The following is a 25,695-nucleotide window of genomic DNA, read 5'->3' as shown; positions in this document are numbered from 1 at the left end:
GGTACAACGAAACGAGGTACGCATGTTCAGGCTGGCTCTCCCCATCTACGTGGAGCTGCTCACGGCCGTGGTGGTGGTGGGGGTGATCGACCTGCTGTGGGTCTCGGGGCTCGGGGAGGGCGCCATCGCGGCCGTCACCGTGGGCACCACGGCCGAATACCTGGCCTACGGCCTGTTCCTGGCCGTCCCGACGGGGGTGACCGTGCTGATCGGGCGGCGTGACGGGCACGCGCCGATCGGGCCCGTGATCAGGACGGGCTGGGTGTTGTGGGCCGCGTTCTCGGTCGCCGTCGCCGTCCCCGGCGTGTTGCTGCGCGAGCCGCTGGCGGCCCTGTTCACCGACGATCCCCGGCTGACGGCCGACTTCTTCCTGGTCTCGCTGGCCGGGCTGCCGGTGTTCTTCGCCCAGACGGTCGTGGACGGCGTCCTCAAGGGGCTGGGCGACACGAAGACCCCCATGCGGAACGCGCTGATCTGCAACGCCCTGGTCGTCGTCCTGGACCCGCTGTTCATCTACGGCCTCGACCTGGGCGTCCAGGGGGCCGCGCTGGCCACCGTGGCGGCGCGGCTGGTCACGCTCGCGGTGGCCCTGACCTCCCTCGTACGGCTCCGCACCGCCGGCGGCGACGGCCTGCTCGCCGGCGAGGTGCTGCGGACCGGCCTGCCCATGTCGGGCGACTTCCTGGCCCGCTCCCTGGTGGGCATGGCGCTGGTGGAGATCGTGGCCGGGTTCGGCACGGCCGAGGTCGCCGGGTACGGCATCGGCCAGAAGATCATGCTGGCCGGGGTCATGGTCTTCTACGCGCTGCGCCAGGCGGCGATGATCCGCACCGCGCGGTCGGAGCCGGTCGGGTCACCGCTGCGGCTCGGGCTGGTGACGGGGGCGGTGGTCGCGGTCGTGCTCAACCTGGTGGCCGCGCCCGCGGCCGGGCTGTTCACCGACGACCCGGCGGTGGCCGTGGGCTTCCTGCGGTGGATGGCGCTCTACCTGGTGCCGTTCGGCGGGCTGATCGCCGTCGGCGGGGTGCTCCAGGCGAGCGGAAGGGGCAGCCGCCTGCTCGCCGCCACGCTGGCGGGCTTCGCGGTGCAGCTGCCCCTCGCCTACCTGCTGAGCTCGTGGCTCGGTGTCACGGGGGTGTGGTTGTCGATGGCCGTCGGGTCGTCGCTCAGCCTCGCAGGCGCGCTAGCGCCGCCCGGATCCGCTCCATGGCGCGCTCGCGCCCGAGCACCTCGATCGACTCGAACAGCGGCAGGCCCACCGTCCGGCCGGTGATCGCCACGCGTACGGGGGCCTGGGTCTTGCCCAGCTTGAGCCCGAGCGGCGCGCCGACCTCCTCCAGGGCCTCCTTGAGCGACTCCGGGTCCCAGGCGACCGTCTGCAGGCGGTCGAGATAGCCGCCGAGGATCTCCACCGGGGAGTTCTTCATCGCCTTGTCCCAGGACGGCTGGTCGAAGACGGGCTCGTCGAGGAAGAGGAAGTCGACGTTCTGCCGGATCTCCGACAGCACGCCGATGCGGGTCTGGGCCAGCGCTGCGACCTTGCTGAACAGCTCGCGGTCCCAGGTGGGGTCGAGGTAGGGCGAGCAGCGCTCCTCGAAGGTCTCCAGCGGCAGGGCCCTGATGTACTCGCCGTTGAAGGCCCGCAGCTTCTTCTCGTCGAAGAAGGCGCTGGCGGAGTTGACGTCCTCCAGCCTGAACAGCGGGACCATCTCCGCCCACGGCATGATCTCGCGGTCCTCGCCGGGGCCCCAGCCGAGCAGCATGAGGTAGTTGACCATGGCCTCGGCGAGGTAGCCCTCGTCGCGGTAGTCCTCCAGGGCCACCTTGTCGCGGCGCTTGGACAGCTTCTTGCGCTGCTCGTTGACGATCACCGGCAGGTGGGCCCAGACCGGCGGGGTCGAGCCGAGCGCCGGCCACAGCAGCACCTGCTTGGCGGCGTTGCCGAGGTGCTCCTCGCCGCGCACGACGTGCGTGATGCCCTGGGTGATGTCGTCGACGGCGTTGGCCAGCACGTAGAGCGGCGAGCCGTCGGTGCGGGCGATCACGAAGTCTTCCTGGGCCTCGTTGGGGAACTCGACGTTGCCCCTGATCAGGTCTTCGACGAGGGTGACGCCCTCGTCGGGGGTGCGGAAGCGCACCGCGCCCTCGGTCAGGCCGCGCTCGCGGCAGAACCCGTCGTAGCCCTTGTGCTCGGAGCCGGTGCGGGCCACCAGCGTCTCGCGGGTGCAGTCGCAGTGGTACGCCTTGCCGTCGGCCAGCAGCTTGGCCACGGCCTCGCGGTGCTGCGGCTCGTACGCCGACTGGAAGTAGGGGCCCTCGAACACCGGGTTGGTGCCGTTGATGCCGATCCAGTCGAGCGCCGAGATGATGCCCTCGGTCCACTCCGGACGGTTGCGCGTGGCGTCGGTGTCCTCCACGCGCAGGACGAAGCGGCCGCCGGACTGTTCGGCGAGTGCCCAGTTGAACAGCGCCGTACGGGCGCCGCCGACGTGGAACATGCCGGTCGGGGACGGGGCGAAACGCACCCGTAGATCAGTCACGGGAGACCACCTTGTTCGTGAGAGTGCCGATGCCTTCGATGCCGACGCTGACCTCGTCGCCGATCTCCAGCGGGCCGATGCCCGCCGGGGTGCCGGTCAGGATGACGTCGCCGGGGATCAGCGTCATGACGGCGCTGACGTAGGCGACCAGCGCCGGGATGTCGTTGATGAGCTGGCTGGTGCGGCCGCTCTGCCGGATCTCGCCGTTGACCGTGGTGGTCAGCGCGAGGTCGCTCGCGTCGAGATCGGTCTGGATCCAGGGACCGAGCGGGCAGAACGTGTCGAAGCTCTTGGCCCGGGTGAACTGCACGTCCTTCTTCTGCAGGTCGCGGGCGGTGACGTCGTTGGCGCAGGTGTAGCCGAAGATGACGTCCTTGACCCGGTCGACGGGCACGTCGCGGCAGAGCCTGCCGATCACCACGGCCAGCTCGCCCTCGTAGTCGACCCGGTCGGACAGCGAGGTCGGGTAGGCGATGGCCTCGCCGTGGCCGATCACCGACGTGGACGGCTTCATGAAGATGAGCGGCTCGTCGGGCACCTCGTTGCCCATCTCGCGGGCGTGCTCGGCGTAGTTCCTGCCGATGGCGACGACCTTGCTCGGCAGCATCGGGGCCAGCAGCTTCACCTGGGACAGCGGGAAGCGCTCGCCGGTGAACTGCACCTGGCCGAAGGGATGGCCGGAGACCGTGGAGACGAACTCCTCTCCAGGGCCGCCTTCGACCACGCCGAACGACACGCCTTCGCCTGTGGAGAACCTCGCTATACGCACCTGACAAGGCTATCGCCGCCGCCGGAGGGGTCCGCCCACCGCCAAAAAAGTCAGGAACTCTCCATAAATGCCCCCAGAGTCCGTTTTGTGGGGCATCGGTGGTGGTTAACCGGATATCTCTGCTTATCAGAGACTTCTAGGGGGTGACGGAACGTGCCGGACACGATGGTCAACCAGACTTCTGCCGTACCGCGGGCCAGAACGCAGGACGGCGGGCCGGCGACCTCGCTGGTCACCGACAAGGGCACGACGAGCATCGACGACGTCGTCGTCGCCAAGATCGCCGGACTGGCCGCACGCGAGGTCTCCGGCGTGCACGCCATGGGCGGCGGCGCCGCCAGGGCGCTCGGCAACGTGCGCGGGATGGTCGGCGGCGAGCGCAGCGTCGCCCAGGGCGTCTCGGTCGAGGTCGGCGAGCGCCAGGCGGCCGTGGACATGGACCTGGTCGCCGAGTACGGCACCGCCATCCCCGACCTGGCCGCGGCCGTGCGCAGGAACGTCATCGCGGCGGTCGAGCGCATGTGCGGCCTGGAGGTGACCGAGGTCAACATCAGGGTCGACGACGTGCACCTGCCCGGCCAGGACCGCGACAGGGATCGCGGCAGGGGCGAGGACGCCGAGCAGCCGGAGCCCCGGGTCCAATGACCGGGCCCGGCGCCACCGCCTACACGCGGGCCGACGCCGACGCCGACGCCAAGGCGGAGGCCGAGACGCTGGCCGAGCTCGTACGGGCCTGCCCGGGGGTGGCGGGGCTCTCCGGCGGCCCGTTCGGGACGGTGGCGACGTACCTGCCCGGGGCGCGGGTCATGGGCGTCTCGGCCGACGGCGACACGGTGGAGATCGCCATCGTGGCGACCCTGGAACGGCCGCTGCCCGAGACCGCCGAGGACGTCCGCCAGGCCGTGTGGGAGCCGGCCGGCGGGCGTCCCGTCAACGTACGCATCGACGACGTGGTGATCGACGTGGTGGAGGAATCATGAGCAACGTCCCTTGGCTGCCGGTCATCGGCATGGCGGTCGGCATCATCCTCGGACTCGCGGGAGCCTTCGGCGGCCTCGGCGCGTTCCTGCTCGTCCTCGTGCTCGGCGCGGTCGGCTTCCTGGTCGGCAAGGTCGCCGAGACCGGCGAGGTCAACCTGTCCGGTCTGACCGCGAGGCGGCGATGACCACTCCCGCTCCCCAGGTCGATCCACAGGGCGCTGTCCGGGTCACGGTGCCCCGGCAGCGGCTCGCGCCGGCGGCCGAGCCCGGGCGGCGGGGCCGTACCGAGATCTCCGAGCGGGTGGTCGCCAAGATCGCCTGCTGCGCGGCGCGGGAAGTGCCCGAGGTGCTCGACGTGCGGCTGGGCGGGGTGCCGTGGACGCACTCGTCCAGCGCCGAGGTGCGCGGCGAGCGGGCCACCCTGAAGCTGGACGTGACCGTCGCCTACCCGGCCCCGCTGCACGCCGTGGCCGCCCGGCTGCGGCAGCACGTGCGCAACCGGGTGGCCATGCAGACCGGCCTGGACGTCACCCGCCTCGACGTGATCATGACCGATCTGGCGGGAGGCCCGGCATGACCCACGACCGCCCGCCCGGGGAGTCCGCGGACACGACAGGAGGCGGCCCGCCGCGGGACAAGGGCGCCGACCGGGCCGCGGTGCGCGCGTTCCGGCCGCAGCGCCGGGTGCCCGCCATCGTGGTCGCCGTCCTGCTCACGCTGCTGGGGTTGCTGGTCGCCGCCGAGACGGTGTCCGCGCTGGTCGGCAGCCCGCTGCGGTGGTTGCCCTACGACCGGATGCTGGCGTGGGCGGCCACGACGCCGTGGTCGGACCCGCTGGTCCTGACCGGGGCCGCGATCGTGGCGCTGGTGGGGCTGGCGCTGCTGGTCACCGCCCTGGTGCCGGGACGGCCGCGGATGGTCCCCGTGCGGACCGGCGACCCCGACCTGATCATCGGCGTGCGTCCCAAGAGCTTCACCAGGGCCCTGGAGCACGCCGCCGAGGAGGTGCCCGGGGTGCGCTCGGCGCACGCCAGCCTGCGCGGCCGCACGGTCGCCGTCACCCCCGCCACGTCCGGCTGGGACGACGAGGGCTTCGGCCGGGCCGTGCGCGAAGCCGTCCTCACCAGGCTCGCCGGGCTGGATCCGGTGGAGCCGTACCGGGTGGCGGTCAACGTCAAGGAGCGCCGATGAACAGGAAGACCGGCCGCGGCAACCGCTGGGGGCTGGCCCTGGTCGGGCTGGTGCTGGCCGTCCTGGGCGGGCTGACGCTGGCCCGCGGGCTGCTGGGGCCGGCCACGCCGATCGTGGACGCGGGCGTCCGGGGGTTCTTCACCCGCAACAGCCCGCCCGTGTGGTGGGCCGTGGCCGCCGTGTCGGTCCTGGTCGCGCTGCTGGCCCTGCGCTGGCTGGTCGCGCAGGGCCGCAGGGACGCCCACACCCGGCTGCGCCTGGAGGCCGGCCCGGACGGCGTCACCGAGATCGCCGCGGGCGGCATGGCCCACGCGGTCGCCGCGGACGTCGAGGCCAGCCCCGCCGTCCTGAACGCCGACGCCGACCTGGTCGGCCCGCGCGGCCACCCCGAGGTACGGCTGCGCGTGGCCGCCGACGAGGCCGCCCCGATGAGCGAGCTGAGCGAGCACCTGTCCCGGGTCACCCTGCCGAACCTGCGGGACGCGCTGGACAGGGATCACGTACCGGCGGTGGCCCGCGTTAGCCTGGAGCCCTCACCTGCGACGCAGCGGGTCGTGCGCTAAGGCTTCGCCGAGAGGGGTCCTCCGTTGTCCATCGTGAAGATCAACGTCCTGACCGTGCCCGCCGAGATGCGGGAGGAGCTGGAGAAGCGGTTCTCCGGCCGGGCCGGGATGGTGGAGTCGGCCGACGGCTTCGAGTGGTTCGAGCTGCTGCGGCCGGTCGAGGGCACCGACCAGTACCTCGTCTACACGCGCTGGCGCAGCGAGGAGGACTTCCAGACCTGGCAGCAGGGCCAGGCGTTCCAGCGCGGCCACGCCCAGGCCGCCGCAGGGCAGGGCCAGGGACACGGCCAGGGACACGGTCACGGGCAGGGCCCGGCGGCGACGGACTCCCGGGTGTGGAGCTTCGACGTCGTTCAGAGCGCCGGGCCCAAGGGCTAGGCGTCGAGGGGGTTGGCGGCGATGCGGTCGGCGATCCCGCCGCGCACGAACCGGCCGGCGTAGCTCGACGGCTTGCGCGCGCCCTGGTCGGCGATGCAGGCGGCGAACTCCTTGGCGATCTCCAGCCGCGGGTAGCGCTCCAGCACCTCGCGCCGCACGCCCTCGGGGATGTCCTCGGTACGCCGGCCGGAGATGTCCATGCCGGTGGAGAGCTCCAGCAGGTGACCCTCCGGGTCCTCCTCCACCGGCACCTCCTCCCACATGTGCCGGATGATCACCTCGGCGGCGCGCAGCCGGCGCTCGGGCGACCAACCGGCTCCCGCGCAGAAGGCCCAGGCCACGTGGCCGCCGGCCTCCTCGTACGGCACCGTCTGACTGTCGAACTCGGCGACCAGGCCGATGTCGTGCAGCATGGACGACACGTAGAGCAGCTCGGCGTCGAAGTCGATCGCCCTGCTCTGGGCGTACGCGGCGGCCCACAGGTACGCGCGCGAGGAGTGGTTGAGCAGCGAGGGTGTCTGGTAGCGGGTGGCCACCTCCAGCGCGCCGCGGCAGGCGGGCGTGTCGGGCAGCACGATGTCGTCGAATCTCACGGCCTCAGCATGACATCCGCGGCGCCGGAGCCACCGGGGGGCATCGGGCCGTTAACGATCCGGTACGCGACTTGACCGGTTGATCGTGATTCCGAAAGCATGTCCCGCCCTCACTTTCTTGTCCGGAAGGAACCCTGGCGTGCGCCGGCTCGCGATACCTCTTGCCCTCACGCTCGCGCTCGGCGGGCTGACGAGCCCGGCCCAGGCCGCCGACAAGGTCACCCGTACCGCGCAGTGCCAGGGGGACTGGCTGCCGGGCACGCCGACGGCCGAGGACGTCATGAAGGGCGAGATCTCGCTGGTGGGGCTGCCGGCGTACAAGCTGGGCAAGGACATCAGCTGGGGGGCGAGCCCGTACCGGAACCGGTCGTGGGAGTTCGTCTTCCAGTCGTTGCGCTGGATGGGCACCCTGGTCGTGGCCTACGAGAACACCGGCGAGCGGCGTTACCTGGATCGTGCCACCGAGATCACCAAGGACTGGGTGGCGAACAACCGGCGCGGGGCCGCCGCCACCAAGCCGTACGTGTGGAAGGACCACCCGGTCTCGCTGCGCACGCAGCCGTTGTTGTGCCTGAGCATGCACGTCAAGGAGAGCTGGCTGAAGGACAGCCTGGCCGACCACGCCAAGCTGCTGTCAGACGCGCGGTTGTACAAGAAGGGCCACAACCACGGCATCGACCAGGACATCGCCCTCATGGGCATCGGCTGCCGGTACGGCCGCTCCGACTGGTCGAACCTGGCCTCCAGGCGGCTCACCGGCACGGTCAAGCTGGACGTCGACTCCCAGGGCGCGCTCATGGAGCAGGCCCCCCGCTACGCCGTCTACGTGTACGGCCGCCTCCAGGTCGCCATCACCAACATGAAGGCGTGCGACCGCAAGGTGCCGGCCGAGATCAGCCGGCGGGCCGAGGCGCTGAAGGACTTCATCGCCCACTCCACGATGCCCAACGGCTACATGGTCCCGATCGGCGACGGCAGCGCCGAGACCGAGCCCAAGATGGAGACCGGCACCCCGAAGCAGAAGGTCAAGGTCTACAAGGCCGGTTACGTCTACGGCCGGACGGCCTGGGGCAAGCCGGGCTCGTCGTACTACTCGATCAGGTTCGGGCCCGGCATGAAGTTCCACGGGCACGAGGACCACCTGGGCGTGACGTACTACGCGCAGGGCCGCGACATCCTCATGGACGGCGGCTTCCACTCCTACGAGAAGAGCGCCTACCGCTACTGGACGCTCTCCCCCGAGGCGCACAACGTGCCGACGGTCGAGGGGGCCCGGTTCCGGCCGCGCACCTCGTCCAGACTGACCAAGACCTCCTACGGCAAGGACCGGCAGGCCTTCCGCCTCACGGACCGGGCCTACGGCGTGAGCCGGACGCGTTCGGTGCTGGTGAACCACGGCCAGGACCTGATGGCGGTGCTCGACACGGCCTCCGGGGGCAAGAAGGTCAGGAACCTGTGGCGGTTCGCGCCCTCGTACAAGGTCGTCTCCAACGGCGGCGGCAAGGTGGTGCTGGCCGACGGCGCCTTCAAGGTGACGCTGATGCAGTTCTCCGCGTGCGAGCGGGTCGGCGGCCAGAAGGTGGAGCGCGGCGGCGAGCTGGGCTGGGTGTCGCCCACCTACCTGGCCAAGGACGCGACCAACGTGGTGGTGTCGCCGGCGGCGAAGTCGCTGCTGACGGTGATCGTGCCGGGCACCGACTCGCCCAAGGTGTCGTGCTCGGGAGGCAAGCTCAAGGTCGAGGGCGAGACCCTCTCCGCGGGCCTGCTCTAGCCGGTCTAGAAGGCGATCCGGCGGTACCACTCGTTGGAGAGCATCTGGGCGCGGGCCCGCTCCGGCAGCCCGGTCAGCATGGTCATCGACGCGCCGCGCTCCACCTCGGACTCGTGGGCGAGCATGGCCGCCCACTTGCGCTCCGACCAGCGCGACACGTCGATCGCGGCCGAGACCTGGTGGTCGGGGACCCCGGGCAGGGCCTGGCCCGGCTCCGGATCGGCGCCGAAGACCGCCCGCCAGTGGGCCGTCACGACCGAGCGCGGGACGGTCGCCAGGTAGAGCGCGTGCGGCCGCCAGGGGTCGCCCGTGCCAGGGTAGAGCTGGTCGTAGCCGGCCGCCTCGACCGCGGCGAGGGTGACCCGGTGCACGTGGACGTGGTCGGGGTGGCCGTAGCCGCCGAAGCCGTCGAAGGTGAGCACGACGTCGGGCCGGACGGCCCTGATGTGCTCGACCAGCAGGCCCACCGCCTCGTCGAACGGCACGTCGAGGAAGCGCGGGCGGCCGGGGGCGGACTCGGGCTTGCCCGCGTCGGCCAGGCCGAGCAGCCGGGGCTTGCCCGCGCCGAGGATGTCGAGGGCCCGTTCCAGTTCCTGCGCCCGCTGGGTGCCCTCGGCCCAGGTGCAGGTGACGACGGCGGTCGTGGCGCCCTCGTCGGCGTATTTGGCGAGGGTGCCGCCGGTCCAGATCGCCTCGTCGTCCGGGTGGGCGTGCACGCCGAGCACACTGAAGCTCATGGGTCACCATCGTATGGAGGCCGGGCACCGGTCGGGACCCGCGTAGGCTCTACGCGGAACACCCGCCCCCGGAAGAGACGAGCCGATGAGCGAGCCCGTACCCCCTGACCTGCTGGAGATCGCCGACGCCCTCGTGCCCGGCGCTCCCCTGGGCAGCGCGCGGCTCGCCCGTGGCGGGATGCACGACGTCGTGCTGCTCCCGGGGGTGGCGGCCGTACGGGTCGGCCGGCGGCCGAGCGTGACCGAGGCGCTGCCCCGGCGGACCGAGGTGCTGCGCGCGATCGCGGCCGCCGGGCTGCCGTTCGCGGTGCCCGAGCCGCTGACGCCGGTGACGACGTTCGGCGAGCGCGCCGCCGTGGCCGTGTCCTGGCTGGACGGCGCCGGTCTCGACGCCGGCCGGGGCGACCCGGCCCTGATCGGCGAGCTGCTCGGCGCCCTGCGCGAGCTGCCCGTCACCCCGGAGCTGCGTGCCCTGCTGCCCGCCCCGCGCTCGTACGCCGGGCCCGCGAGCTGGAGCACGATCCTCGCCGAAGAGGTCATCCCCCGCTTCCCGGCCAGGTGGCAGGAGGAGGGACGCCGGCGCCTCGACGACGCCCTGGCCCTGGAACAGGTCCCCGACACGCTGGTCCACGGCGACCTCGTCGGCGACAACGTCCACTGGGACGCGAACGGCAAGCTGGTCGGCGTCCTCGACTGGGACCGGGCCCACCTGTTCGACCCGGCGATCGACGCGGCCTTCATGGGCTGGCACGGCTGGGAGCACCTGCGCGACGCCGTCGACGCCGGCACCTACCGGCGGGCGGTCACGTGGGAGCGCGCGTTCGGCGTCAACCAGCTCGTCGCCCTCCTCGTGCTCGCCGGCGAGCCCCTGACCCTCGTGGACAGCTTCACCACCCACGTCGTGGCCTGGCTGGACGAGGACGGCGGCCCCGACCGGCCCTAGGCCGCCCGTTCCCGCGGCGCCGGCATGCGGATGATCGACACGCCGACGGTGCCGAACGCGGCCAGCAGGATGACCGGGCCGCCGATCCCGAGCACCAGGTTCCACGCGCTCGCGCCGAACAGCCACACCACGATGCCCACCAGCACGCCCGCCGGGAACCACCAGCCCGCCAGCCCCGCCCGCGCGTACGCGACCGCGACGAGGACCAGGCCCAGGAAGGACCCGATCATCCCGGGCAGCTGCCAGGCGGCGATGAGGGCGGGCTGCGCCGCGTCCTGCATGAGCTTCTCGGCCTGCGCGGCGGGCAGGGCGTCGAAGAGCACGATGTCGAAGAAGTCCGAGATCATCAGCGACGAGAAGTTGATCAGGCCGAGCACCGCGAGCGCGCCCGCGACGGTGGCCAGCGCCCTGCCCTTGCCTCTGACGAGCTGGACCATGCCGATCACCCCTGGCACGAACAGCACCCAGGTGTAGTGCAGGAGCGTCGCGCTGACACCCACGGCGCCCGGGTTGTGCGCGTAGACCAGCGGGTCCTCGACCCCGGGCTCGGACGGGTCGGTGATCATGCCGAGGATCAGGCAGACCGGGGCCAGGACGAGGCTCGCGCCGGCCAGGAAGCGGCGGATGGAGAGTGCGTCGGTTGACATGCCGGGCACGGTAGGCGGCGCTCGCCGGGCCCGTCGTCAAGGCAGGCTTGGACCCGGCGTCCCCCTTTCGGTGGATTCCGCTGCACATTGTGACAATCCGGGCGGGCTACTCTCGCCTCATGCTCCACCGCCGTTCCCCCTCCCCCGTCGACTGGCTCGTGGCGGCGGTCGTGGCCCTGTTCGCGGTCGCGGAGGAGGTCAGCGTGCGCTCGATGGCCTCTCCCCGCTCGTACGTGCCGCTGTGGATCGCCGCCGGGCTGGTCACCGCCGCCGCGGTGCTGTTCAGGACCCGCGCGCCCTTCGCGATCCTGGCCGTCTACTCGGCCGCCAACATCGCGACGTTCGCGCTGGCGCCCGGGTCCCCCGCGGCCTGGCAGTTCTACACCCAGCTCGTGCTGCTGTGCACGCTGCTGGCCGAGGTGCGCCCCGACAGCGCGCGGGCCGTGGCCGGGCTGACGGCGACGGGCGTGTTCGTGGCCGCCATGCTGTCCAGGACCTCCCCTCCGTCCGGATGGGGGGACGTCGCCGTGGCGCTGGTGATGTGCGCCATCGCCGCCGGAGCCGGTCTGGCCGTACGCCGCCACCGCGTGCTGGCCGTGCAGGCGGCCGAGCGCGGCGCGCTGCTGGCCCGCGAGTCGGTGCAGGAGGAACGGGCCCGGATCGCCCGCGAGCTGCACGACATCGTCGCGCACAGCGTCAGTGTGATGACCATGCACACCGGCACCGTCCGGCTGCTCCTGAGCGAGGACCAGGAACCCGAGCGACAGGCGCTCACCACGGTGGAGGCGGCCGGCCGGGAGGCCATGGAGGAGCTGCGGCGCATGCTCGGGCTGCTGCGCGGCACGCAGGCCGGCGACCGGCTCCCGCAGGCCGGCCTCGACCGGCTGGCGGACCTGCTGGAGCAGTTCAGGTCGGCCGGGCTCGACGTCACCCTTGAGGTGTCGGGCGAGCGGGTGCCGCTGTCCGCCGGGCTGGATCTGTCGGCGTACCGGATCGTCCAGGAGGCGCTGACCAACACCCTCAAGCACGCCGGGCCGACGCGGGCGGCGGTGCACGTCTCGTACCTGCCGGCGGAGCTCCGGCTGGAGATCACGGACCAGGGGCCGCGCGGCCCCCGGCCGCCGTCGGGCGGGGGCGGCGGCCACGGCCTGATCGGCATGCGCGAGCGAGCCGCCCTCTTCGAGGGCACGCTGACGGCGGCCCCTCTGCCTGGGGGCGGCTTCACGGTACGCGCGGAGCTCCCCCTGTGACCCCCGCCTCCTCGCCGCGCCCGGACGCCCCCGCCATCCCCACCGCCTCTCCCCTCGACGCCGTCGACGATCTCGCCCTCGACGGGCCCGGTCGCGGGATCGGCGTGGTGATCGCCGACGACCAGGCGATGATCAGGGCCGGGCTGCGCCTGATGATCGGCACCCAGCCGGACCTGTCCGTGCTGGGCGAGGCCGCCGACGGCGAACGGGCCGTGCAGCTGGCCCGCGACCTGCGCCCCGACGTCGTCCTGCTCGACATCGCGATGCCCAGGCTGAACGGCCTGGAGGCCGCCCGCCGCATCCTCGCGGTCCCGGCGCCTCCGCGGGTGATCATGCTGACCACCTACGACACCGACGAGAACCTCGACCTCGCGCTGCACGCCGGGGTCAGCGGGTTCCTGCTCAAGGTGTCGCCGCCCGAGCACCTGTTCGCCGCCATCCGCAGCGCCGCGCGGGGTGACGTCCTGCTCGACCCGGCGGTGACCGGCCGCGTCGTGGCGGCCTACCGGCGTACGGCCCCCGCCCCCTCACCGGCGGCCACGGGGGTGACGGCCCGGGAGGAGGAGGTGCTGCGGCTGGTGGCGCAGGGCCTGTCCAACACCGAGATCGCCGGCACGCTGTCCATCACGGAGGCGACCGTCAGCACCCACATCAACCGCCTGCTGACCAAACTCGCCCTCCGCGACCGCGCCCAGATGGTCCGTCACGCCTACGAATCAGGCCTCGTCCGCCCCGGCGACCCCCCGGACGGCATCCCATCCATCAGATGATCTGATTCCATGTCGGACCGGCTCCCACGGCACCGGGCCGCATGGTCAAGGCGTTCCTGGTGAGAAGCGCGGCCTCCTCGGACGCCGACTTCGAAACCGATGCCGGCACAGCCCGCGAGGCGTTCGACGACGAGCTGAGGGACACGTGGCCCGACGCCTGATCCCGGACACAGGGGTGCTCATCGCAGCCGCGCCTCCAGGTCCGCCCGGGTCACCCCTGGCCCCGCCCCCGGCTGAGGGCCGCCCCTTCCACAGGGCGGCCCTCAGCGGCGAGGGCCGCTCGGAGCAGGCTCCCGAAGACCCCCGGCAAGCAGACGAACAGGCGGGCCGAGGCACGGGGTGCGCCGAAGGCGAAGCCCGCTCCCAGCGCGCCGGGGTCAGCTGCAGTCGCGGCCCGCGCGTAGCAGGCCGTACGTGACCGCCTGCTCCAGCGCCTGCCAGGAGGCGTCGATGATGTTCTCGGCCACCCCCACCGTCGCCCACTCGGCGGTGTCGTCGCTGGAGGTGATGAGGACGCGGGTGACGGCGTCCGTGCCGTGGGTGCCCTCGAGGATGCGGACCTTGTAGTCCACCAGCTCCAGCCTGGCCAGCTCGGGGTAGAGCTGCTCGAGCCCCTGCCGTACGGCCTTGTCCAGGGCGTTCACGGGGCCGTTGCCCTCGCCGGTGGCGACGATGCGCTCGCCCTTGGCGTGCAGCTTGACGGTGGCCTCGCTGACCAGCTCGCCGCCCTTCGTCCGCTCGACGATCACCCGCCACGACTCCACCTCGAAGTGCCGCCGGCGCGCCCCCTGGACGGTGTCGCGCAGCAGCAGCTCGAACGACGCGTCCGCGGCCTCGAAGGTGAACCCCTGCGACTCCAGCTCCTTGACGCGATCGACCAGCGTCTTGGTGTGCTCGGGGGTCAGCTCGTAGCCCAGCTCGCGGCCCTTGAGCTCGACGGAGGCGCGGCCGGCCATGTCGGAGACGAGCATGCGCATGTCGTTGCCCACGGCGGCCGGGTCGATGTGCTGGTAGAGGTTGGGGTCGACCTTGATGGCGCTGGCGTGCAGGCCGGCCTTGTGGGCGAAGGCGGACATCCCGACGTAGGGGGCGTGGGAGTTGGGGGTGACGTTGGTGACCTCGGTGATCGCGTGGGCGATGCGGGTCATGTCCGCCAGCGCCTCCCGCGGCACGAGGTCGAAACCGCGCTTGAGCTGGAGGTTGGCGACGACGGTGAAGAGGTTGGCGTTGCCCGAGCGCTCGCCGTAGCCGTTGGCGCAGCCCTGGACGTGCGTGGCGCCCGCCTTGACCGCGGCGAGGGTGTTGGCGACGGCGCAGCCGGTGTCGTCGTGGCAGTGGATGCCGACGCGGGCCCCGGTCTGGACGGCCGCGTGCACGGTCTCGGCCAGCTCGTCGGGCAGCATGCCGCCGTTCGTGTCGCACAGGGCGATGACGTCGGCCCCGGCTTCGGCCGCGGTCCGCAGCACTTCGAGCGCGTAGGCTGGGTTGGACGTGTAGCCGTCGAAGAAGTGCTCGGCGTCGAGGAAGACTCGCTGTCCCTCCGCACGAAGGTGAGAAACCGTGTCGCGGATCATCGCGAGGTTCTCCTGGAGAGTCGTGCGGAGGGCCAGCTCCACGTGCCGGTCGTGACTCTTGGCGACAAGGGTCACGACCGGCGCGCCGGATTCGCGCAATGCGGCTACCAATGGGTCGTCGGCGGCCTTCACACCGGCCCGGCGGGTCGCGCCGAACGCGGCGAGCTGCGCGTGCTTCAGGTCGAGCTCTGTTCGAGCGCGCCTGAAGAACTCTGTGTCCTTGGGGTTGGCGCCCGGCCAGCCCCCTCGATGAAACCGACGCCCAGGCTGTCCAGCTGCCGTGCGATGGCGAGCTTGTCGACGACGGTGAGGTTGAGTCCTTCCTGCTGCGCGCCGTCGCGCAGGGTCGTGTCGTAGACGTGGAAGCGGTCGTCGGCCATGAAGTCTCTTCTTTCGGATCCGTGTCCTGGAAAACAAAAAGACCCCTCACGGACGTGAGAGGTCTGCGCGCTGGCGGTGTCCCTTTGTCAGCCAGCGCGCCTGCCGATAATGAGCAGACCGTAGAACATGGTGCCTGCCAGTCTGCCACAGGGATTCACCATCTGGCACATCGGTCTCAGGTTGTGGACACGACCTTTACACTTGCACGCCGGCGCCCCCGGTGACGGCACGTTCGAACGCCGCCGGGTCGAACACCTCGTTGCCGAGCTGCTGCCCGTCGAGCAACACGGTGGGCGTGCCCTGGATGCGGATCTTCGCGGTCTCCCCCAGGTGGGTCTTGGCGTACGACTGCGAGGTCACGCACTCGTCCACCGAGGCGCCGACCTTCCTGGCGGCGGCCACCAGCTCCGGCACGGTGAAGCCCGAGGCCGAGCCGTGCGGGGCGGGCTGCATGGCGTAGAGCTCGTCCCTGAAGGCCAGCCAGTTGTCCTCCGGCATGCACCGGGCGGCGGCCGCGGCCCTGATGGAGTTGGAGCGCATCGGCTCGTCCTGGAAGATCGTCACGGCGTGGAAGACGACCTTGAGCCTGCCCTCCCTGGCCAGCTTCTGGATCGTGCCGTCGACCTTGGAGTGCATCTCCTTGCAGATCGGGCAGTCGAAGTCTTCGTACACGTCTAGCACGGGCGCGTCGCTGGACCTGTCGGCCAGCACCATCGAACCGTCGAGCTGCCTGGTCAGGCGTACCGACCCGGCCGTCTCACCCGGCTCCGAGAAGGCCAGCACACCCAGCATCACCAGCGCCGCACACGCGACCGCGACCGCAACCAACCGCTTCATCATCCGCCCACTTCCAGCTCACCGATCGCGCGAACCCTACCAACGACAGACCCCCTCTCCGGACAGCCGGCCGGGGCGGCCCCGGCGCGGCGGCCCGCCGGAGGATCTTCCATGGATACCTGATGACGATGAGAGAACGCTGTGAGGGGAGAATGACCTTCATGAAGGCGAACCTCCTCGACCCCGCGGTGGGCCGGTACATCCTCGACCACTCCACCCCGCCCGACCCTCTGCTCGACGAGCTGGCGCGGGAGACCGCCGAGGCGACGGGCGACGCCGCCAGGATGCAGATCTCCGCCGACCAGGGCCGGTTCCTGACCATGCTGACCCAGCTCGCGGCCCCGGCCGTGGCGGTCGAGGTGGGCACGTTCACCGGCTACTCGTCGGTGTGCATCGCGCGGGGGTTGTCCGGCGGGCGGCTGCACTGCTTCGACGTGAGCGAGGAGTGGACGTCGATCGCCCGGCGCTATTGGGAGCGGGCGGGCGTGGCCGACCGCGTCTCGCTGACGCTCGGGCCCGCGCTGGAGACGCTGGCCGCGTTCGACGAGCCGATCGACCTGGCCTTCCTCGACGCCGACAAGGGCAACTACCCCGGTTACTACGAGTTGCTGGTCGAGCGGCTGCGGCCGGGCGGCCTGCTGCTGGCCGACAACACGCTGCGCAGCGGGCACGTCGCCGATCCGGCGCGCTCGGAGACGACGACGGTGCAGATCCGCGAGTTCAACGACCTGGTGATCGAGGACCCGCGGGTGAGCGTGGTCATGCTGCCGGTCGCCGACGGGATCACGATGATCAGGAAGAACCACTAGATCACGGGACGCCGCTCCCGTTACTCTGAGTGATCCTTTGGAGACCCCCGGGAAAGCATGAGGACGGCGGCATGGTCAGGCCCCTGGAAGAGCGCTACCGCACCGTGCGCGAACTGTTCCCCGAGTTCCGCATCGAGACGGTCCAGGGCCGGATCGTGGTGAACGAGCCGGGCACCTGGCAGCACAACACGATCCTGTCCCGGACGTTGTTCCAGCTCGCCGCCGCGGCGGCGGTCCGGGGCTGGGAGATCTGGCCGAACATCACCGTCTACCTGGGCCCCGGCCACGATCTCTACGTGCCCGACCTGGCCGTGGTCCCGCGCCGGCCGCGGCTGCACGAGGAGCACGCCGTCCACGGCGCCTCGACGATCCTGCTCGTGGACGTCGTCTCGGTGGCCACGACGTACGACGTGCACTTCGTCAAGACGGGCGGTTACGCGCGCGGCGGGGTGCCGCTCTACCTGGTGATCGACCCGTTCCAGCAGCTGGTGACGTTGTTCGGCGGGCCGGGCGGGCGGCGCTACCGCAGCGAGAACGTCGTCTCCCTGGGCGAGCCGGTGTTCCTGCCCGACCCGTGGAACCTCCACGTCGACACCGCGGCCCTGACGGAGGCCGGCGCCTGAACGCCGGCCGTCCGCGCGGCTCTAGCCGACCTTGTGGATCCAGTTGCGGGTGTCGGGACGGGCGCCGTACTGGATGCCGACGAGCTCCTCGCGCACCCGCATCGTCACCGGGCCGGGGGTGCCGTCGGCGATGGTCCAGGAGCGGTCGTCGCCCCTGACCGAGCCCACCGGCGTGACCACGGCGGCGGTGCCGCACGCGAACACCTCGGTCAGCTCGCCGGAGGCGCAGGCGGACTCCCACTCGTCCACCGAGATCAGCCGCTCCTCGGTCTCCAGGCCGAGGTCGCCGGCCATCTCCAGGATCGACTCCCGGGTGATGCCGGGCAGCAGGGTGCCGGTGAGCGCCGGGGTGACGAGCTTGTTGCCGAAGACGAAGAACAGGTTCATCCCGCCCATCTCCTCGACGTACTCGTGCTTGTGGGCGTCGAGCCAGACGACCTGGTCGCAGCCGTTGTCGACGGCCTGGCGCTGGGCGACGAAGGCGGCGGCGTAGTTGCCGCCGCACTTGGCGAAGCCGGTGCCGCCGGGCGCGGCGCGCGTGTACTCGGTGGACAGCCAGACCGAGACCGGCTTGATGCCGCCGCTGAAGTACGAGGCCGCCGGCGAGGCGATCACCATGTACTTGTAGGTCTTCGACGGGTAGTTGACGCCGAGCCCGGCCTGCGTGGCGAACATGAACGGGCGCAGGTAGAGGCTGTGGCCCTCGGTGGTGGGCACCCACTCCTTGTCGGCCGAGACCAGCAGCTCCAGCGACTCCACGAACGCCTCCTCCGGCAGCTCGGGCATGGCCATGCGCTCGGCCGAGCGGTTGAAACGGGCGGCGTTCGCGTACGGACGGAAGGTCGCGATCGAGCCGGAGATCTGCCGGTACGCCTTCAGGCCCTCGAACAGCTCCTGCGCATAGTGGAAGACCGAGGTCGCGGGGTCGAGCGAGAGCGGCCCGTACGGCATGAGCCTGGCGTCGTGCCATCCCTCGCCGTCGGTGTAGTCGATCGAGATCATGTGGTCGGTGAAGACCTGCCCGAACCCGGGGTTCGCCAGTACCTGCTCCCGCTCGGCCGCGGTGCGAGCGTGGTCGGAATGCTGCACGTCGAAGCTGAGCTTCTGAGCGATGGTCATGACGGCGGTCCTTCTCTCTACGAATCTGCGACTTCAAGCTGATTCTGGTAGCTACTGCCCGCGAGCAGTATTCGTACTTCCTAGTGTCTCGCGATTTGGGATAGCAAGAGGCAGTTGGGGGTGGTTCGATCCGGTGAACGCAAAAAAGCGCCTGGCAGTCCTCGTCCGGACCGCCAGGCGCGTGCGGGGCTAGGCGGTCCTAGCCGGCTACTCGCGCGGCGATGTCGTCGCCGATCTCGCTGGTCGTGCGGCCGGCGCGGCCGGTCACCCGCTCGGCGATGTCGGCGGCCACGGCCTGCTCGACCTTGGCGGCCTCGGCGTGCAGGCCGAGGTGGTCGAGGAGCATGCCGACGGACAGGATGGTGGCGGTCGGGTCGGCCTTGCCCTGACCGGCGATGTCGGGCGCGCTGCCGTGCACCGGCTCGAACATGCTCGGCGAGGTGCGCTCGGGGTTGATGTTGCCGCTGGCCGCCAGGCCGATGCCGCCGGCGATCGCGGCGCCGAGGTCGGTGATGATGTCGCCGAACAGGTTGTCGGTGACGATCACGTCGAAGCGCTCGGGCTGGGTGACGAAGAACATCGAGGCCGCGTCGATGTGGCTGTAGTCGGTGGTGACGTCGGGGAACTCGGCGGCCACGCGGTTGACCGTGCGCTGCCAGAGGTCGCCGGCGTAGGTGAGCACGTTCGTCTTGTGGACGAGCGTGAGCTTCTTGCGGGGCCGCGACTGAGCCTTCTGGAAGGCGTAACGCACGACGCGCTCGACGCCGTGGGCGGTGTTCAGCGACTCCTGGGTGGCGATCTCGTGCGGCGTGCCGCGGCGCATGACGCCGCCGGTGCCCGCGTAGAGGCCCTCGGTGCCCTCGCGGACGACGACCATGTCGATGTGCTCGGCCGAGGCGCCGGCCAGCGCGGTCTCGACGCCGGGGAACAGCTTGACCGGCCGCAGGTTGACGTAGTGGTCGAACTCGAACCGGAGCTTGAGCAGCAGGTCGCGCTCCAGGATGCCGGGCGGCACGCTGGGGTCGCCCACGGCGCCGAGCAAGATCGCGTCATAGCCGCGCAGCTCTTCGAGCACCGCGTCGGGCAGTGTCTCGCCCGTACGGTGGTAGCGGGCTGCGCCCAGGTCGTAGTGGGTGGGCTCGATCTTCGTGCCCACGGCCTCCAGGACCTTGAGCCCTTCGGCTACGACCTCGGCGCCGATGCCATCCCCGGGGATGACGGCCAGGCGGATGTTACGCGACTCCATGGGCGGTACCTTACCGGCTCGTCTCGGCTGACGAACACATCATCTCAACAACCGGACAATCCGTTTTGGGGGGATTGCGACCTTTTGACCGTTTCGTTAGAGTCCGACGAGCCTAATCCACGCAGCCGCTGCGTGGAGCCGGGGACCCACCTTTCCCCCCGGGGCGAATCGGCCGCGCCTCCCCCGAGGAGCACCGCCGTAGGGCTACTTCCAGGCCCGAGCCCGTCAGCTAACCCGGTCGGCCACGTGGAAGGACAGTCCCCTGTCTAGCATCGCCATCTTTTTGGCGGTGGCAGCGGGCGCCGCAGGTCTCGCGCCTGCCGCCCCCGCGGCTCCCGCCGCTCCGGCCGCCCCCGCCCCCTCCGTCACCCTCACCGGCCCCCAGGTGAAACAGGTCCAGGAACGGCACGTGCCGAAACCGGCCTGGAAGGTCGCCCTCGAATACGCCATGGACAAGCGCGGCACCCCGTACGTGTGGGGTGGCGCCAGCGAACGGGGCTACGACTGCTCGGGCCTCATGCTCCGGGCCTACGAAGACGCCGGCATCGAGCTCCCCAGAACCGCCGCGGAGCAGTACGGCGCCTTCTCCAGGAAGATCGCCTGGAAGGACCTCGAACCAGGCGACCTGGTGTTCTTCAGCGGCCTGGGCCACGTCGGCATGATCTCCAAGCCCGGCTACATGGTCCACTCCCCCCATACCGGCGACGTGGTGAAGGAGGAACGCCTGTCGCAGTGGCGCAGGCAGGCCTTCGTCGGCGCGGTACGCCCCGACCCCAAGGGCGTCAAGCGCTGGGCCGACTACAAGCAGCTCCAGAAGGCCCCCGCCCCCGCCATGCTCACCGCGACCCTGTGACGACGACCTTCCCCGGGGCGTGCCCCTCCTCCTGGTAGCGGACGGCCGCCGGGAGCTCGCCGAACGGGAAGGTCCTGTCGATGACCGGGGTGACCGCGCCCTGCTCGATCAGCCCGGTCAACGTCAGCAGGTTCGCCCTGTTGCTCCCGCAGCGGACCACGTCCGCCCTGACGATCCGCTGCGGGACGAAGGGCCCCGACGCGAGCGCGGCGAACATGTGGCCGGCCGGCTGCACCCAGCGGCCGGCCGGCCCGCCGACCAGCACGTACGTGCCCTTCCTGGTCAGCACGCGGCGGCAGTCCGCCAGCCGGCGACCGCCCGCCACGTCGAGCAGGAGGTCGAAGCGCCGCCCCGACGCCGCGAAGTCCTCCTTGGTGTGGTCGATGACGTCGTCCGCGCCGAGCGAGCGGACCAGGTCCGCGTTGCGCCCGCTGCACACGCCCGTGACCTGCGCCCCCAGCGCCTTGGCGAGCTGCACGGCGAACGTGCCCACGCCGCCGGACGCGCCGTTGACCAGCACCTTCTGGCCCGGCTGGACGCGTCCCTCGTCGCGCAGCGCGATCAGCGCGGTGTTGGCCGCCATCGGCACCGCCGCCGCCTGCTCGAACGACAGGCCCGCCGGCTTGGGCGCCACCTCGCCCTGCCGCAGGCAGACGTACTCGCCGAAGCCGCCCCCCAGCGACATCGCGTACACCTCGTCGCCGGGACGGAACAGCGTGACGTCCTTGCCGGCCGCCTCCACCTCCCCCGCCACGTCGGCCCCGAGGACGGCGATGCTGGGCCGGCGCAGCCCGACCCCGCCGCCCATGACCCGGGCCAGGTACGGCTCTCCCCGCATGAAGTGCCAGTCGTAGGGCTGCACGGACGTGGCCCGCACCCGGACCAACACCTCGTCGTCGCCCGGCACGGGCCGCTCGACGTCGGTCAGGACGAGCTGGTCGGGCGAGCCGAACGAGCGCAGGACGTACGCCTTCATCGTTTTTCTCCCTCGTGCCGCTGATGTGCCGTCAGTGTGGGCGTGACCTGCACGGACGCTCAACGGTCGAAAGGCGACGGCTCGATGGCCGAAAGTACGACCGCCCTCCCGCCGATGGTGCGAACCGGGACGGGCCGTCCGCGCGATGACCGGGCACGGGCGCGGGCGGCACGCTTTCGGGCATGAGATGGATCGCACCCGCCGGGCTGCTCGCGCTCAGCGTCGTCCCCCTGGTCGCCGGCGCACTCCGGCTGACCGAACTGGCCGCCGGCGCCCCCGTCACGGCGGACAACGCGCGCTTCTTCGCCATGCCCGTGCCGGTGCTGCTGCACATCCCGGCTTCCCTGGTGTTCTGCGTCCTCGGCACGTTCCAGTTCCAGGCCCGGTTCCGGGCCGGGCGGCCGGGGTGGCACCGCGCGGCGGGCCGGGTCCTGGTGGCCTGCGGGCTGGTCGCCGCGTTGTCGGGGTTGTGGCTGACGCTCTTCTCCGACCTTCCCGCCGGCGACGGGCTGCTGCTGGCCGCCTTCCGGCTGCTGTTCGGGACGGCCATGGCCGCCTGCCTCCTGCTCGGCCTGGCCGCGATCCGGCGGCGCGACATGGCCCGGCATCGCGCCTGGATGACCCGCGGGTACGCGATCGGGCTCGGCGCGGGCACGCAGGCGTTCACCCTGGCGTTCGGGCCGGCCGCCTTCGGGCCGCCCGGCGAGCTCGGCCGGGCGCTGCTCGTCGGCGCGGGCTGGGTGATCAACCTGGCGGTGGCCGAGTCGATCCTCCGCAGAGCCCGCAGAGTCCGTCGAGGTCAGGTGCGTACGCGGTCGGTCTCGTAGGCCCACATGGCGATCTCGACGCGGTTGCGCACGCCGAGCTTGGTCATCAGGCTCGCGACGTGGCTCTTGACCGTGCTGAGCGAGATGTGCAGCTCGCGGGCGATCTCGCTGTTGGTCCGGCCGCGGGCCACGGCGCGCAGGATCTCCTCCTCGCGGCCGGTGAGCGCCTCGACCGGCTGCGCGGGCGCCTCCGTACGCCCGGCTCCGGCGAACGCGGCCAGCAGGCGCGCGGTCACGCTCGGGGCGATGAGCGCCTCGCCGCCGGCCGCCGCGGTCACCGCCTGGGCGAGCAGCGCCGGGCCGGCGTCCTTGAGCAGGAAACCCCTGGCCCCGGCGCGCAGGGCGGCGTAGACGTACTCGTCGAGGTCGAACGTGGTGATCACGACCACCGCCATGGGGTCGGCGACGTCGGGCCCGGCCAGCTCGCGGGTGGCCGCGATGCCGTCGAGGCCGGGCATGCGGATGTCGAACAGGCACACGTCGGGGCGCAGGCGGCGGGCCAGCTCGACGGCCCGCCTGCCGTCGCCGGCCTCGCCGACGACCTCGATGCCGGGCTGGGCGTCGAGGATCATCCTGAGGCCGGTGCGGGCGATCTCCTGGTCGTCGGCGACCAGCACCCGGATGGCCGCCGCCCCCTCCGGATCACTCACCGCGGCCTCCCGCCGGTCGCTCACGCCGCCTCCCTCCGGTCACTCACCACGGCCTCCCGCCGGTCGTTCATGCGGTCTCTTTCGGCAGGACGGCGGTGACCGTCCAGCCCCGGTTGGGGTTGGGGCCCGCCTCGCACGTGCCGCCGAGCAGGGCGGCGCGTTCGATCATGCCGATCAGGCCGTAGCCGGGGGCGGCGACCCCGCCGGCGCGGTCGCCGTCGTCGCTCACGGTCAGGTGTACGGCGGCGTCGTCGGCGGTGACCCGGACGGTGATGTGGGTGGCGTGGCGGGCGTGCCGCCGGGCGTTGGTGATCGACTCCTGGGCGATGCGGTAGAGCGCCGCGCCGGCCGAGGGCGGCAGGTCGCCGAGCCCGTCCGCGATCTCCACCTCGACGGCCGGGCCGACGCGTGGGCGTCCGGCGAGCCGCCGCAGGTCGTCGAGGTGGCGGCCCGGGGTCAGCTCCGCCGGCTCGTTCCTGCGCAGCACGCGGACCATGGCCCGCATCTCGGCGAGCGTGCGCGACGCCTCGGCCTCGATCACCCGCAGCGCGTCGGTGGCCGCGCCCGGCTCGGAGGCGGCGGTGGCCAGGCCCGCCTGGGCGCGGATGGCCATGGCCGAGACGTGGTGGGCGACGGTGTCGTGCAGGTCGCGGGCGAGCTGTTCGCGTTCGAGCAGTTTGACCTGGTCGAGCTCGCGCAGCCGCGCGCCGGCCCGGTAGCGGAAGGCGCTGCCCAGCCCGACGGTCGCGACCAGCACGCCGAGCGCCGGGACGACGTCGCCGGGCGCCATGCGGCCGGAGACCAGCGACAGGCCGACCGCGACCAGCCCGGCCGCCATCCCGATCACGGCCTCGCGCCCCGATCCCCACCGGAACAGCGCGTAGAGCACGATCGTGACGAACGCCAGCGTGTACGTCTCCACCGACTCGCCGCCGGTCAGCAGCGGGGCCACGGTGGTGGCGCCGAACACGAGCGCGACCATGAGCAGCGGCCTGGTCCTGCGCCACAGCAACGTGGGGATCAGCGCGACGGTGACGGCCGTCGAGACCACCGGCCACCGGAGGTCGGGCCGTAACACGCCCTCGATCACCGCGGCCGGCACGAGCGCCGCGACCAGCGCCCAGTCGCGCCACACCCGCACCGGCGGGCCGGGAGGACGAGGCTCGCGCCACACGGAACGAAGGAGGCCGGCCACCCCCACATCGTAAGCGCGCCCCACCTCCCCACAGAGCCCCGAACCCGCACCAACCCCCGTCCCCGAAAACTCCGGCACCGGAGGGGGCCGAGCCAGGGGTCCAGCGGGCAGACCCGGCCAACGGAACCGAGGAGCACGTGCCAAGCCAAGGGGCCGGGGGCCGGGGGCCGGGGGCCGGGGGCGGGCGGGGCCGCCTCGGGGACTCAGCGGGTGTGGGCTCTGGGGGCTGTTGGGGTGGTCAGTGTTTGCGGGCGTCGAAGATGAGGTCCCAGGCGCGGGACTTGGCGTGGGCGACCGCGCCCAGCAGCACGCCGCTGTCACCCAGCGCGCTGGCCACCACCCGCGGGCGCAGCGGTCCGAGCTCGGCGATGCGGCGCTCCACGGACGCGCCCAGCAGGTCGAGGTTGCGGCCCACTCCCCCGCTCAGCACGATCACCTCCGGATCGAGCACGGCGGCCACGGCCACCAGCAACCCGCCGATGCGGCGGCCCTCGGCCTCCACCACCGACCTGGCCGCCTCGTTCCCGTCGGCGGCGGCGGCGAAGACCTCCCTGGCCGTCTGCAGCTCCAGCCCCGCCGCCCGAGCGGCGCGCACCACGCCGGGCGCGGAGGTGACCGCCTCGGTGGCCCCGTGCGTGAAGGGGTCGGCGTCCTGCGCGAAGGGGCCGGCGGGCAGGGCGGGGGCGGAAGGTTCCTCGGCGGCCGGGATGTAGGAGACCTCCCCCGCCGCCCCCCGCGCCCCGACGTACAGCTCGCCGTTGATCACGATGCCCATGCCGACGCCGGTGCCGATGGACACCAGGGCGAAGTTGGCCTTGCCCCGGCCGGCCCCGTGGACGTGCTCGCCGACGGCGGCCAGGTTGATGTCGTTCTCGATGACGAGGTCGACGCCCAGGGCGGCGTGCAGCCGGTCGGCCAGGTCAGGCGGTCCGGGCAGGTTGGGGGCGAAGTCGAGGCCGCCGCGCACGGGGTCGTACACGCCGGGCGAGCCCACCACCGCGCAGGTGATCGAGCGCCACTCGACCTCGGCCTGGCGGGCCGCCGCCCTGGCCAGCTCGCCGACCAGCGCGGCCAGCTCGGCCGAGGTGCGGGCCGTGTTGCGGCCGTCGGTACGCCCGGCGAACGTGCCGCGCAGGTCGGCCACGGCCACCCTGATCCAGTCGCGGCCGATGTCGACCCCGGCGACGTGGGTGGAGGCGGCGTTGACGTCGTAGAGCGAGGAGACCGGGCCGGGCCGCCCGGACACCTCCCCCACCAGGTGGACCAGGCCGTCCTCGGCCAGCCCCGCCAGGGCGGCCGAGACCGTGGGCTTGGACAGGCCGGTGCTCTTGGCCAGGTCGGCGCGCGAGGCGGGGCCGTGCTCGTGCAGCTGGTCGAGCAGGCGGCGCTCGTTGAGCACCCGCAGCAGCCGTGGATTCGCCAGGTCGCGTCGCATGTCCGGCCTCCCTCCGAGGTGCACTCTAGCCAACACAC

Annotated in this window: 28 protein-coding genes, 1 pseudogene and 1 riboswitch; of the genes and pseudogenes, 16 read left to right on the top strand and 13 right to left on the bottom strand. The window is 72.0% G+C overall.

Going from position 1 to position 25,695, the window contains the following annotated elements; genetic code table 11:
- The first annotated feature begins 22 nt into the window (after positions 1 to 22).
- Positions 23 to 1,273, top strand: coding sequence for an MATE family efflux transporter (locus tag ACNF49_RS12315; RefSeq protein ID WP_482943733.1), 1,251 nt, complete (start codon positions 23 to 25; stop codon positions 1,271 to 1,273).
- On the opposite strand, the gene gltX is transcribed toward ACNF49_RS12315, so the two are convergent.
- Together gltX and ACNF49_RS12305 are read right to left on the bottom strand one after the other, a co-directional pair.
- Positions 1,167 to 2,498 (bottom strand): glutamate--tRNA ligase, encoded by a 1,332-nt coding sequence (gene gltX / locus ACNF49_RS12310; RefSeq protein ID WP_482945520.1) that lies wholly within the window; start codon positions 2,496 to 2,498, stop codon positions 1,167 to 1,169. The two genes, ACNF49_RS12315 and gltX, sit on opposite strands and share 107 nt — an antisense overlap.
- A 34-nt stretch (positions 2,499 to 2,532) precedes the next feature.
- On the bottom strand, positions 2,533 to 3,309 hold the full coding sequence (locus ACNF49_RS12305; protein WP_352319059.1) for a fumarylacetoacetate hydrolase family protein: 777 nt from the start codon (positions 3,307 to 3,309) through the stop codon (positions 2,533 to 2,535).
- Between the two features lie 165 nt (positions 3,310 to 3,474).
- On the opposite strand from ACNF49_RS12305, the gene ACNF49_RS12300 reads away from it, so the two are divergent.
- From ACNF49_RS12300 to ACNF49_RS12270, 7 genes are read left to right on the top strand one after another with little or no spacing between them, the layout of a single operon-like run.
- Positions 3,475 to 3,954 carry an Asp23/Gls24 family envelope stress response protein gene (locus tag ACNF49_RS12300; RefSeq protein ID WP_482945519.1) on the top strand — a complete coding sequence of 160 codons (480 nt, stop codon included), beginning with the start codon at positions 3,475 to 3,477 and terminating at the stop codon, positions 3,952 to 3,954.
- Positions 3,951 to 4,289, top strand: coding sequence for a hypothetical protein (locus ACNF49_RS12295; protein ID WP_482943732.1), 339 nt, complete (start codon positions 3,951 to 3,953; stop codon positions 4,287 to 4,289). Before ACNF49_RS12300 ends, ACNF49_RS12295 begins: the two co-directional genes overlap by 4 nt.
- Positions 4,286 to 4,474, top strand: coding sequence for a hypothetical protein (locus tag ACNF49_RS12290; protein ID WP_352319054.1), 189 nt, complete (start codon positions 4,286 to 4,288; stop codon positions 4,472 to 4,474). Before ACNF49_RS12295 ends, ACNF49_RS12290 begins: the two co-directional genes overlap by 4 nt.
- A complete protein-coding gene (locus ACNF49_RS12285; RefSeq protein WP_482943731.1) occupies positions 4,471 to 4,866 on the top strand; it encodes an Asp23/Gls24 family envelope stress response protein in 396 nt (131 codons plus the stop codon). Before ACNF49_RS12290 ends, ACNF49_RS12285 begins: the two co-directional genes overlap by 4 nt.
- Positions 4,863 to 5,480, top strand: a complete 618-nt coding sequence (locus tag ACNF49_RS12280; protein WP_357973134.1) for a DUF6286 domain-containing protein — start codon at positions 4,863 to 4,865, stop codon at positions 5,478 to 5,480. The genes ACNF49_RS12285 and ACNF49_RS12280 overlap by 4 nt, the downstream gene beginning before the upstream one ends.
- On the top strand, positions 5,477 to 6,043 hold the full coding sequence (locus tag ACNF49_RS12275; protein ID WP_357973137.1) for an alkaline shock response membrane anchor protein AmaP: 567 nt from the start codon (positions 5,477 to 5,479) through the stop codon (positions 6,041 to 6,043). The genes ACNF49_RS12280 and ACNF49_RS12275 overlap by 4 nt, the downstream gene beginning before the upstream one ends.
- A gap of 24 nt (positions 6,044 to 6,067) precedes the next feature.
- The gene (locus tag ACNF49_RS12270) at positions 6,068 to 6,421 is read left to right on the top strand and encodes an antibiotic biosynthesis monooxygenase family protein (protein WP_482943730.1); all 354 of its coding nucleotides are present in this window, start codon (positions 6,068 to 6,070) and stop codon (positions 6,419 to 6,421) included.
- On the opposite strand, the gene ACNF49_RS12265 is transcribed toward ACNF49_RS12270, so the two are convergent.
- Positions 6,418 to 7,014 (bottom strand): HD domain-containing protein, encoded by a 597-nt coding sequence (locus tag ACNF49_RS12265; protein ID WP_357973144.1) that lies wholly within the window; start codon positions 7,012 to 7,014, stop codon positions 6,418 to 6,420. The two genes, ACNF49_RS12270 and ACNF49_RS12265, sit on opposite strands and share 4 nt — an antisense overlap.
- A 139-nt stretch (positions 7,015 to 7,153) precedes the next feature.
- On the opposite strand from ACNF49_RS12265, the gene ACNF49_RS12260 reads away from it, so the two are divergent.
- Positions 7,154 to 8,785 (top strand): heparinase II/III family protein, encoded by a 1,632-nt coding sequence (locus ACNF49_RS12260; protein WP_482943729.1) that lies wholly within the window; start codon positions 7,154 to 7,156, stop codon positions 8,783 to 8,785.
- 5 nt (positions 8,786 to 8,790) lie between these two features.
- Here the strand turns inward: ACNF49_RS12260 and ACNF49_RS12255 are convergent, their stop codons facing one another.
- Positions 8,791 to 9,522 (bottom strand): PIG-L family deacetylase, encoded by a 732-nt coding sequence (locus tag ACNF49_RS12255; protein ID WP_357973150.1) that lies wholly within the window; start codon positions 9,520 to 9,522, stop codon positions 8,791 to 8,793.
- Positions 9,523 to 9,607: 85 nt separating this feature from the next.
- Between ACNF49_RS12255 and ACNF49_RS12250 the strand changes: the two genes are divergently transcribed.
- Positions 9,608 to 10,465 (top strand): phosphotransferase, encoded by an 858-nt coding sequence (locus ACNF49_RS12250; RefSeq protein WP_482943728.1) that lies wholly within the window; start codon positions 9,608 to 9,610, stop codon positions 10,463 to 10,465.
- Here the strand turns inward: ACNF49_RS12250 and ACNF49_RS12245 are convergent.
- Positions 10,462 to 11,112, bottom strand: a complete 651-nt coding sequence (locus tag ACNF49_RS12245) for a hypothetical protein (protein ID WP_482943727.1) — start codon at positions 11,110 to 11,112, stop codon at positions 10,462 to 10,464. The genes ACNF49_RS12250 and ACNF49_RS12245 overlap by 4 nt on opposite strands.
- A gap of 119 nt (positions 11,113 to 11,231) precedes the next feature.
- Here ACNF49_RS12245 and ACNF49_RS12240 point away from each other — a divergent pair, with 119 nt between their 5' ends.
- On the top strand, positions 11,232 to 12,362 hold the full coding sequence (locus ACNF49_RS12240; protein ID WP_482943726.1) for a sensor histidine kinase: 1,131 nt from the start codon (positions 11,232 to 11,234) through the stop codon (positions 12,360 to 12,362).
- The gene (locus ACNF49_RS12235; protein WP_482943725.1) at positions 12,359 to 13,132 is read left to right on the top strand and encodes a response regulator; all 774 of its coding nucleotides are present in this window, start codon (positions 12,359 to 12,361) and stop codon (positions 13,130 to 13,132) included. The genes ACNF49_RS12240 and ACNF49_RS12235 overlap by 4 nt, the downstream gene beginning before the upstream one ends.
- Before the next feature lie 377 nt (positions 13,133 to 13,509).
- Here the strand turns inward: ACNF49_RS12235 and cimA are convergent.
- A pseudogene (gene cimA / locus ACNF49_RS12230) lies at positions 13,510 to 15,086 on the bottom strand (citramalate synthase).
- A gap of 196 nt (positions 15,087 to 15,282) precedes the next feature.
- On the bottom strand, positions 15,283 to 15,924 hold the full coding sequence (locus ACNF49_RS12225) for a DsbA family protein (RefSeq protein ID WP_498702325.1): 642 nt from the start codon (positions 15,922 to 15,924) through the stop codon (positions 15,283 to 15,285).
- A 161-nt stretch (positions 15,925 to 16,085) separates the two neighbouring features.
- Between ACNF49_RS12225 and ACNF49_RS12220 the strand changes: the two genes are divergently transcribed.
- Positions 16,086 to 16,733, top strand: a complete 648-nt coding sequence (locus ACNF49_RS12220) for an O-methyltransferase (RefSeq protein ID WP_364330460.1) — start codon at positions 16,086 to 16,088, stop codon at positions 16,731 to 16,733.
- Between the two features lie 71 nt (positions 16,734 to 16,804).
- On the top strand, positions 16,805 to 17,356 hold the full coding sequence (locus tag ACNF49_RS12215) for a Uma2 family endonuclease (protein WP_357973173.1): 552 nt from the start codon (positions 16,805 to 16,807) through the stop codon (positions 17,354 to 17,356).
- A gap of 21 nt (positions 17,357 to 17,377) precedes the next feature.
- Here ACNF49_RS12215 and ACNF49_RS12210 read toward each other — a convergent pair whose 3' ends face one another.
- Together ACNF49_RS12210 and ACNF49_RS12205 are read right to left on the bottom strand one after the other, a co-directional pair.
- The gene (locus ACNF49_RS12210) at positions 17,378 to 18,475 is read right to left on the bottom strand and encodes a branched-chain amino acid aminotransferase (protein ID WP_357973176.1); all 1,098 of its coding nucleotides are present in this window, start codon (positions 18,473 to 18,475) and stop codon (positions 17,378 to 17,380) included.
- A 199-nt stretch (positions 18,476 to 18,674) separates the two neighbouring features.
- Positions 18,675 to 19,721, bottom strand: coding sequence for a 3-isopropylmalate dehydrogenase (locus ACNF49_RS12205; protein WP_482943723.1), 1,047 nt, complete (start codon positions 19,719 to 19,721; stop codon positions 18,675 to 18,677).
- 99 nt (positions 19,722 to 19,820) lie between these two features.
- A riboswitch (cyclic di-AMP (ydaO/yuaA leader) is annotated at positions 19,821 to 19,980 on the top strand.
- Between the two features lie 30 nt (positions 19,981 to 20,010).
- On the opposite strand from ACNF49_RS12205, the gene ACNF49_RS12200 reads away from it, so the two are divergent.
- A complete protein-coding gene (locus tag ACNF49_RS12200; RefSeq protein ID WP_357973182.1) occupies positions 20,011 to 20,574 on the top strand; it encodes a C40 family peptidase in 564 nt (187 codons plus the stop codon).
- Here the strand turns inward: ACNF49_RS12200 and ACNF49_RS12195 are convergent.
- Positions 20,558 to 21,550, bottom strand: coding sequence for an NAD(P)-dependent alcohol dehydrogenase (locus ACNF49_RS12195; protein ID WP_482943722.1), 993 nt, complete (start codon positions 21,548 to 21,550; stop codon positions 20,558 to 20,560). The genes ACNF49_RS12200 and ACNF49_RS12195 overlap by 17 nt on opposite strands.
- 182 nt (positions 21,551 to 21,732) lie before the next feature.
- Here ACNF49_RS12195 and ACNF49_RS12190 point away from each other — a divergent pair, with 182 nt between their 5' ends.
- A complete protein-coding gene (locus ACNF49_RS12190) occupies positions 21,733 to 22,377 on the top strand; it encodes a DUF2306 domain-containing protein (protein ID WP_482943721.1) in 645 nt (214 codons plus the stop codon).
- Here ACNF49_RS12190 and ACNF49_RS12185 read toward each other — a convergent pair.
- The 3 genes from ACNF49_RS12185 to ACNF49_RS12175 form a co-directional block, all read right to left on the bottom strand.
- The gene (locus tag ACNF49_RS12185; RefSeq protein WP_357973191.1) at positions 22,350 to 23,051 is read right to left on the bottom strand and encodes a response regulator; all 702 of its coding nucleotides are present in this window, start codon (positions 23,049 to 23,051) and stop codon (positions 22,350 to 22,352) included. The genes ACNF49_RS12190 and ACNF49_RS12185 overlap by 28 nt on opposite strands.
- Positions 23,052 to 23,094: 43 nt before the next feature.
- Positions 23,095 to 24,222 (bottom strand): sensor histidine kinase, encoded by a 1,128-nt coding sequence (locus ACNF49_RS12180; RefSeq protein ID WP_482943720.1) that lies wholly within the window; start codon positions 24,220 to 24,222, stop codon positions 23,095 to 23,097.
- Positions 24,223 to 24,460: 238 nt separating this feature from the next.
- Positions 24,461 to 25,657, bottom strand: a complete 1,197-nt coding sequence (locus ACNF49_RS12175; RefSeq protein ID WP_482943719.1) for an ROK family transcriptional regulator — start codon at positions 25,655 to 25,657, stop codon at positions 24,461 to 24,463.
- Between the last annotated feature and the right edge of the window lie 38 nt (positions 25,658 to 25,695).

The organism is Actinomadura sp. ATCC 39365 (genome assembly GCF_054392275.1).
Note: the sequence above shows the minus strand (reverse complement) of the source record. Positions and strands in the feature narration are given on the sequence as shown.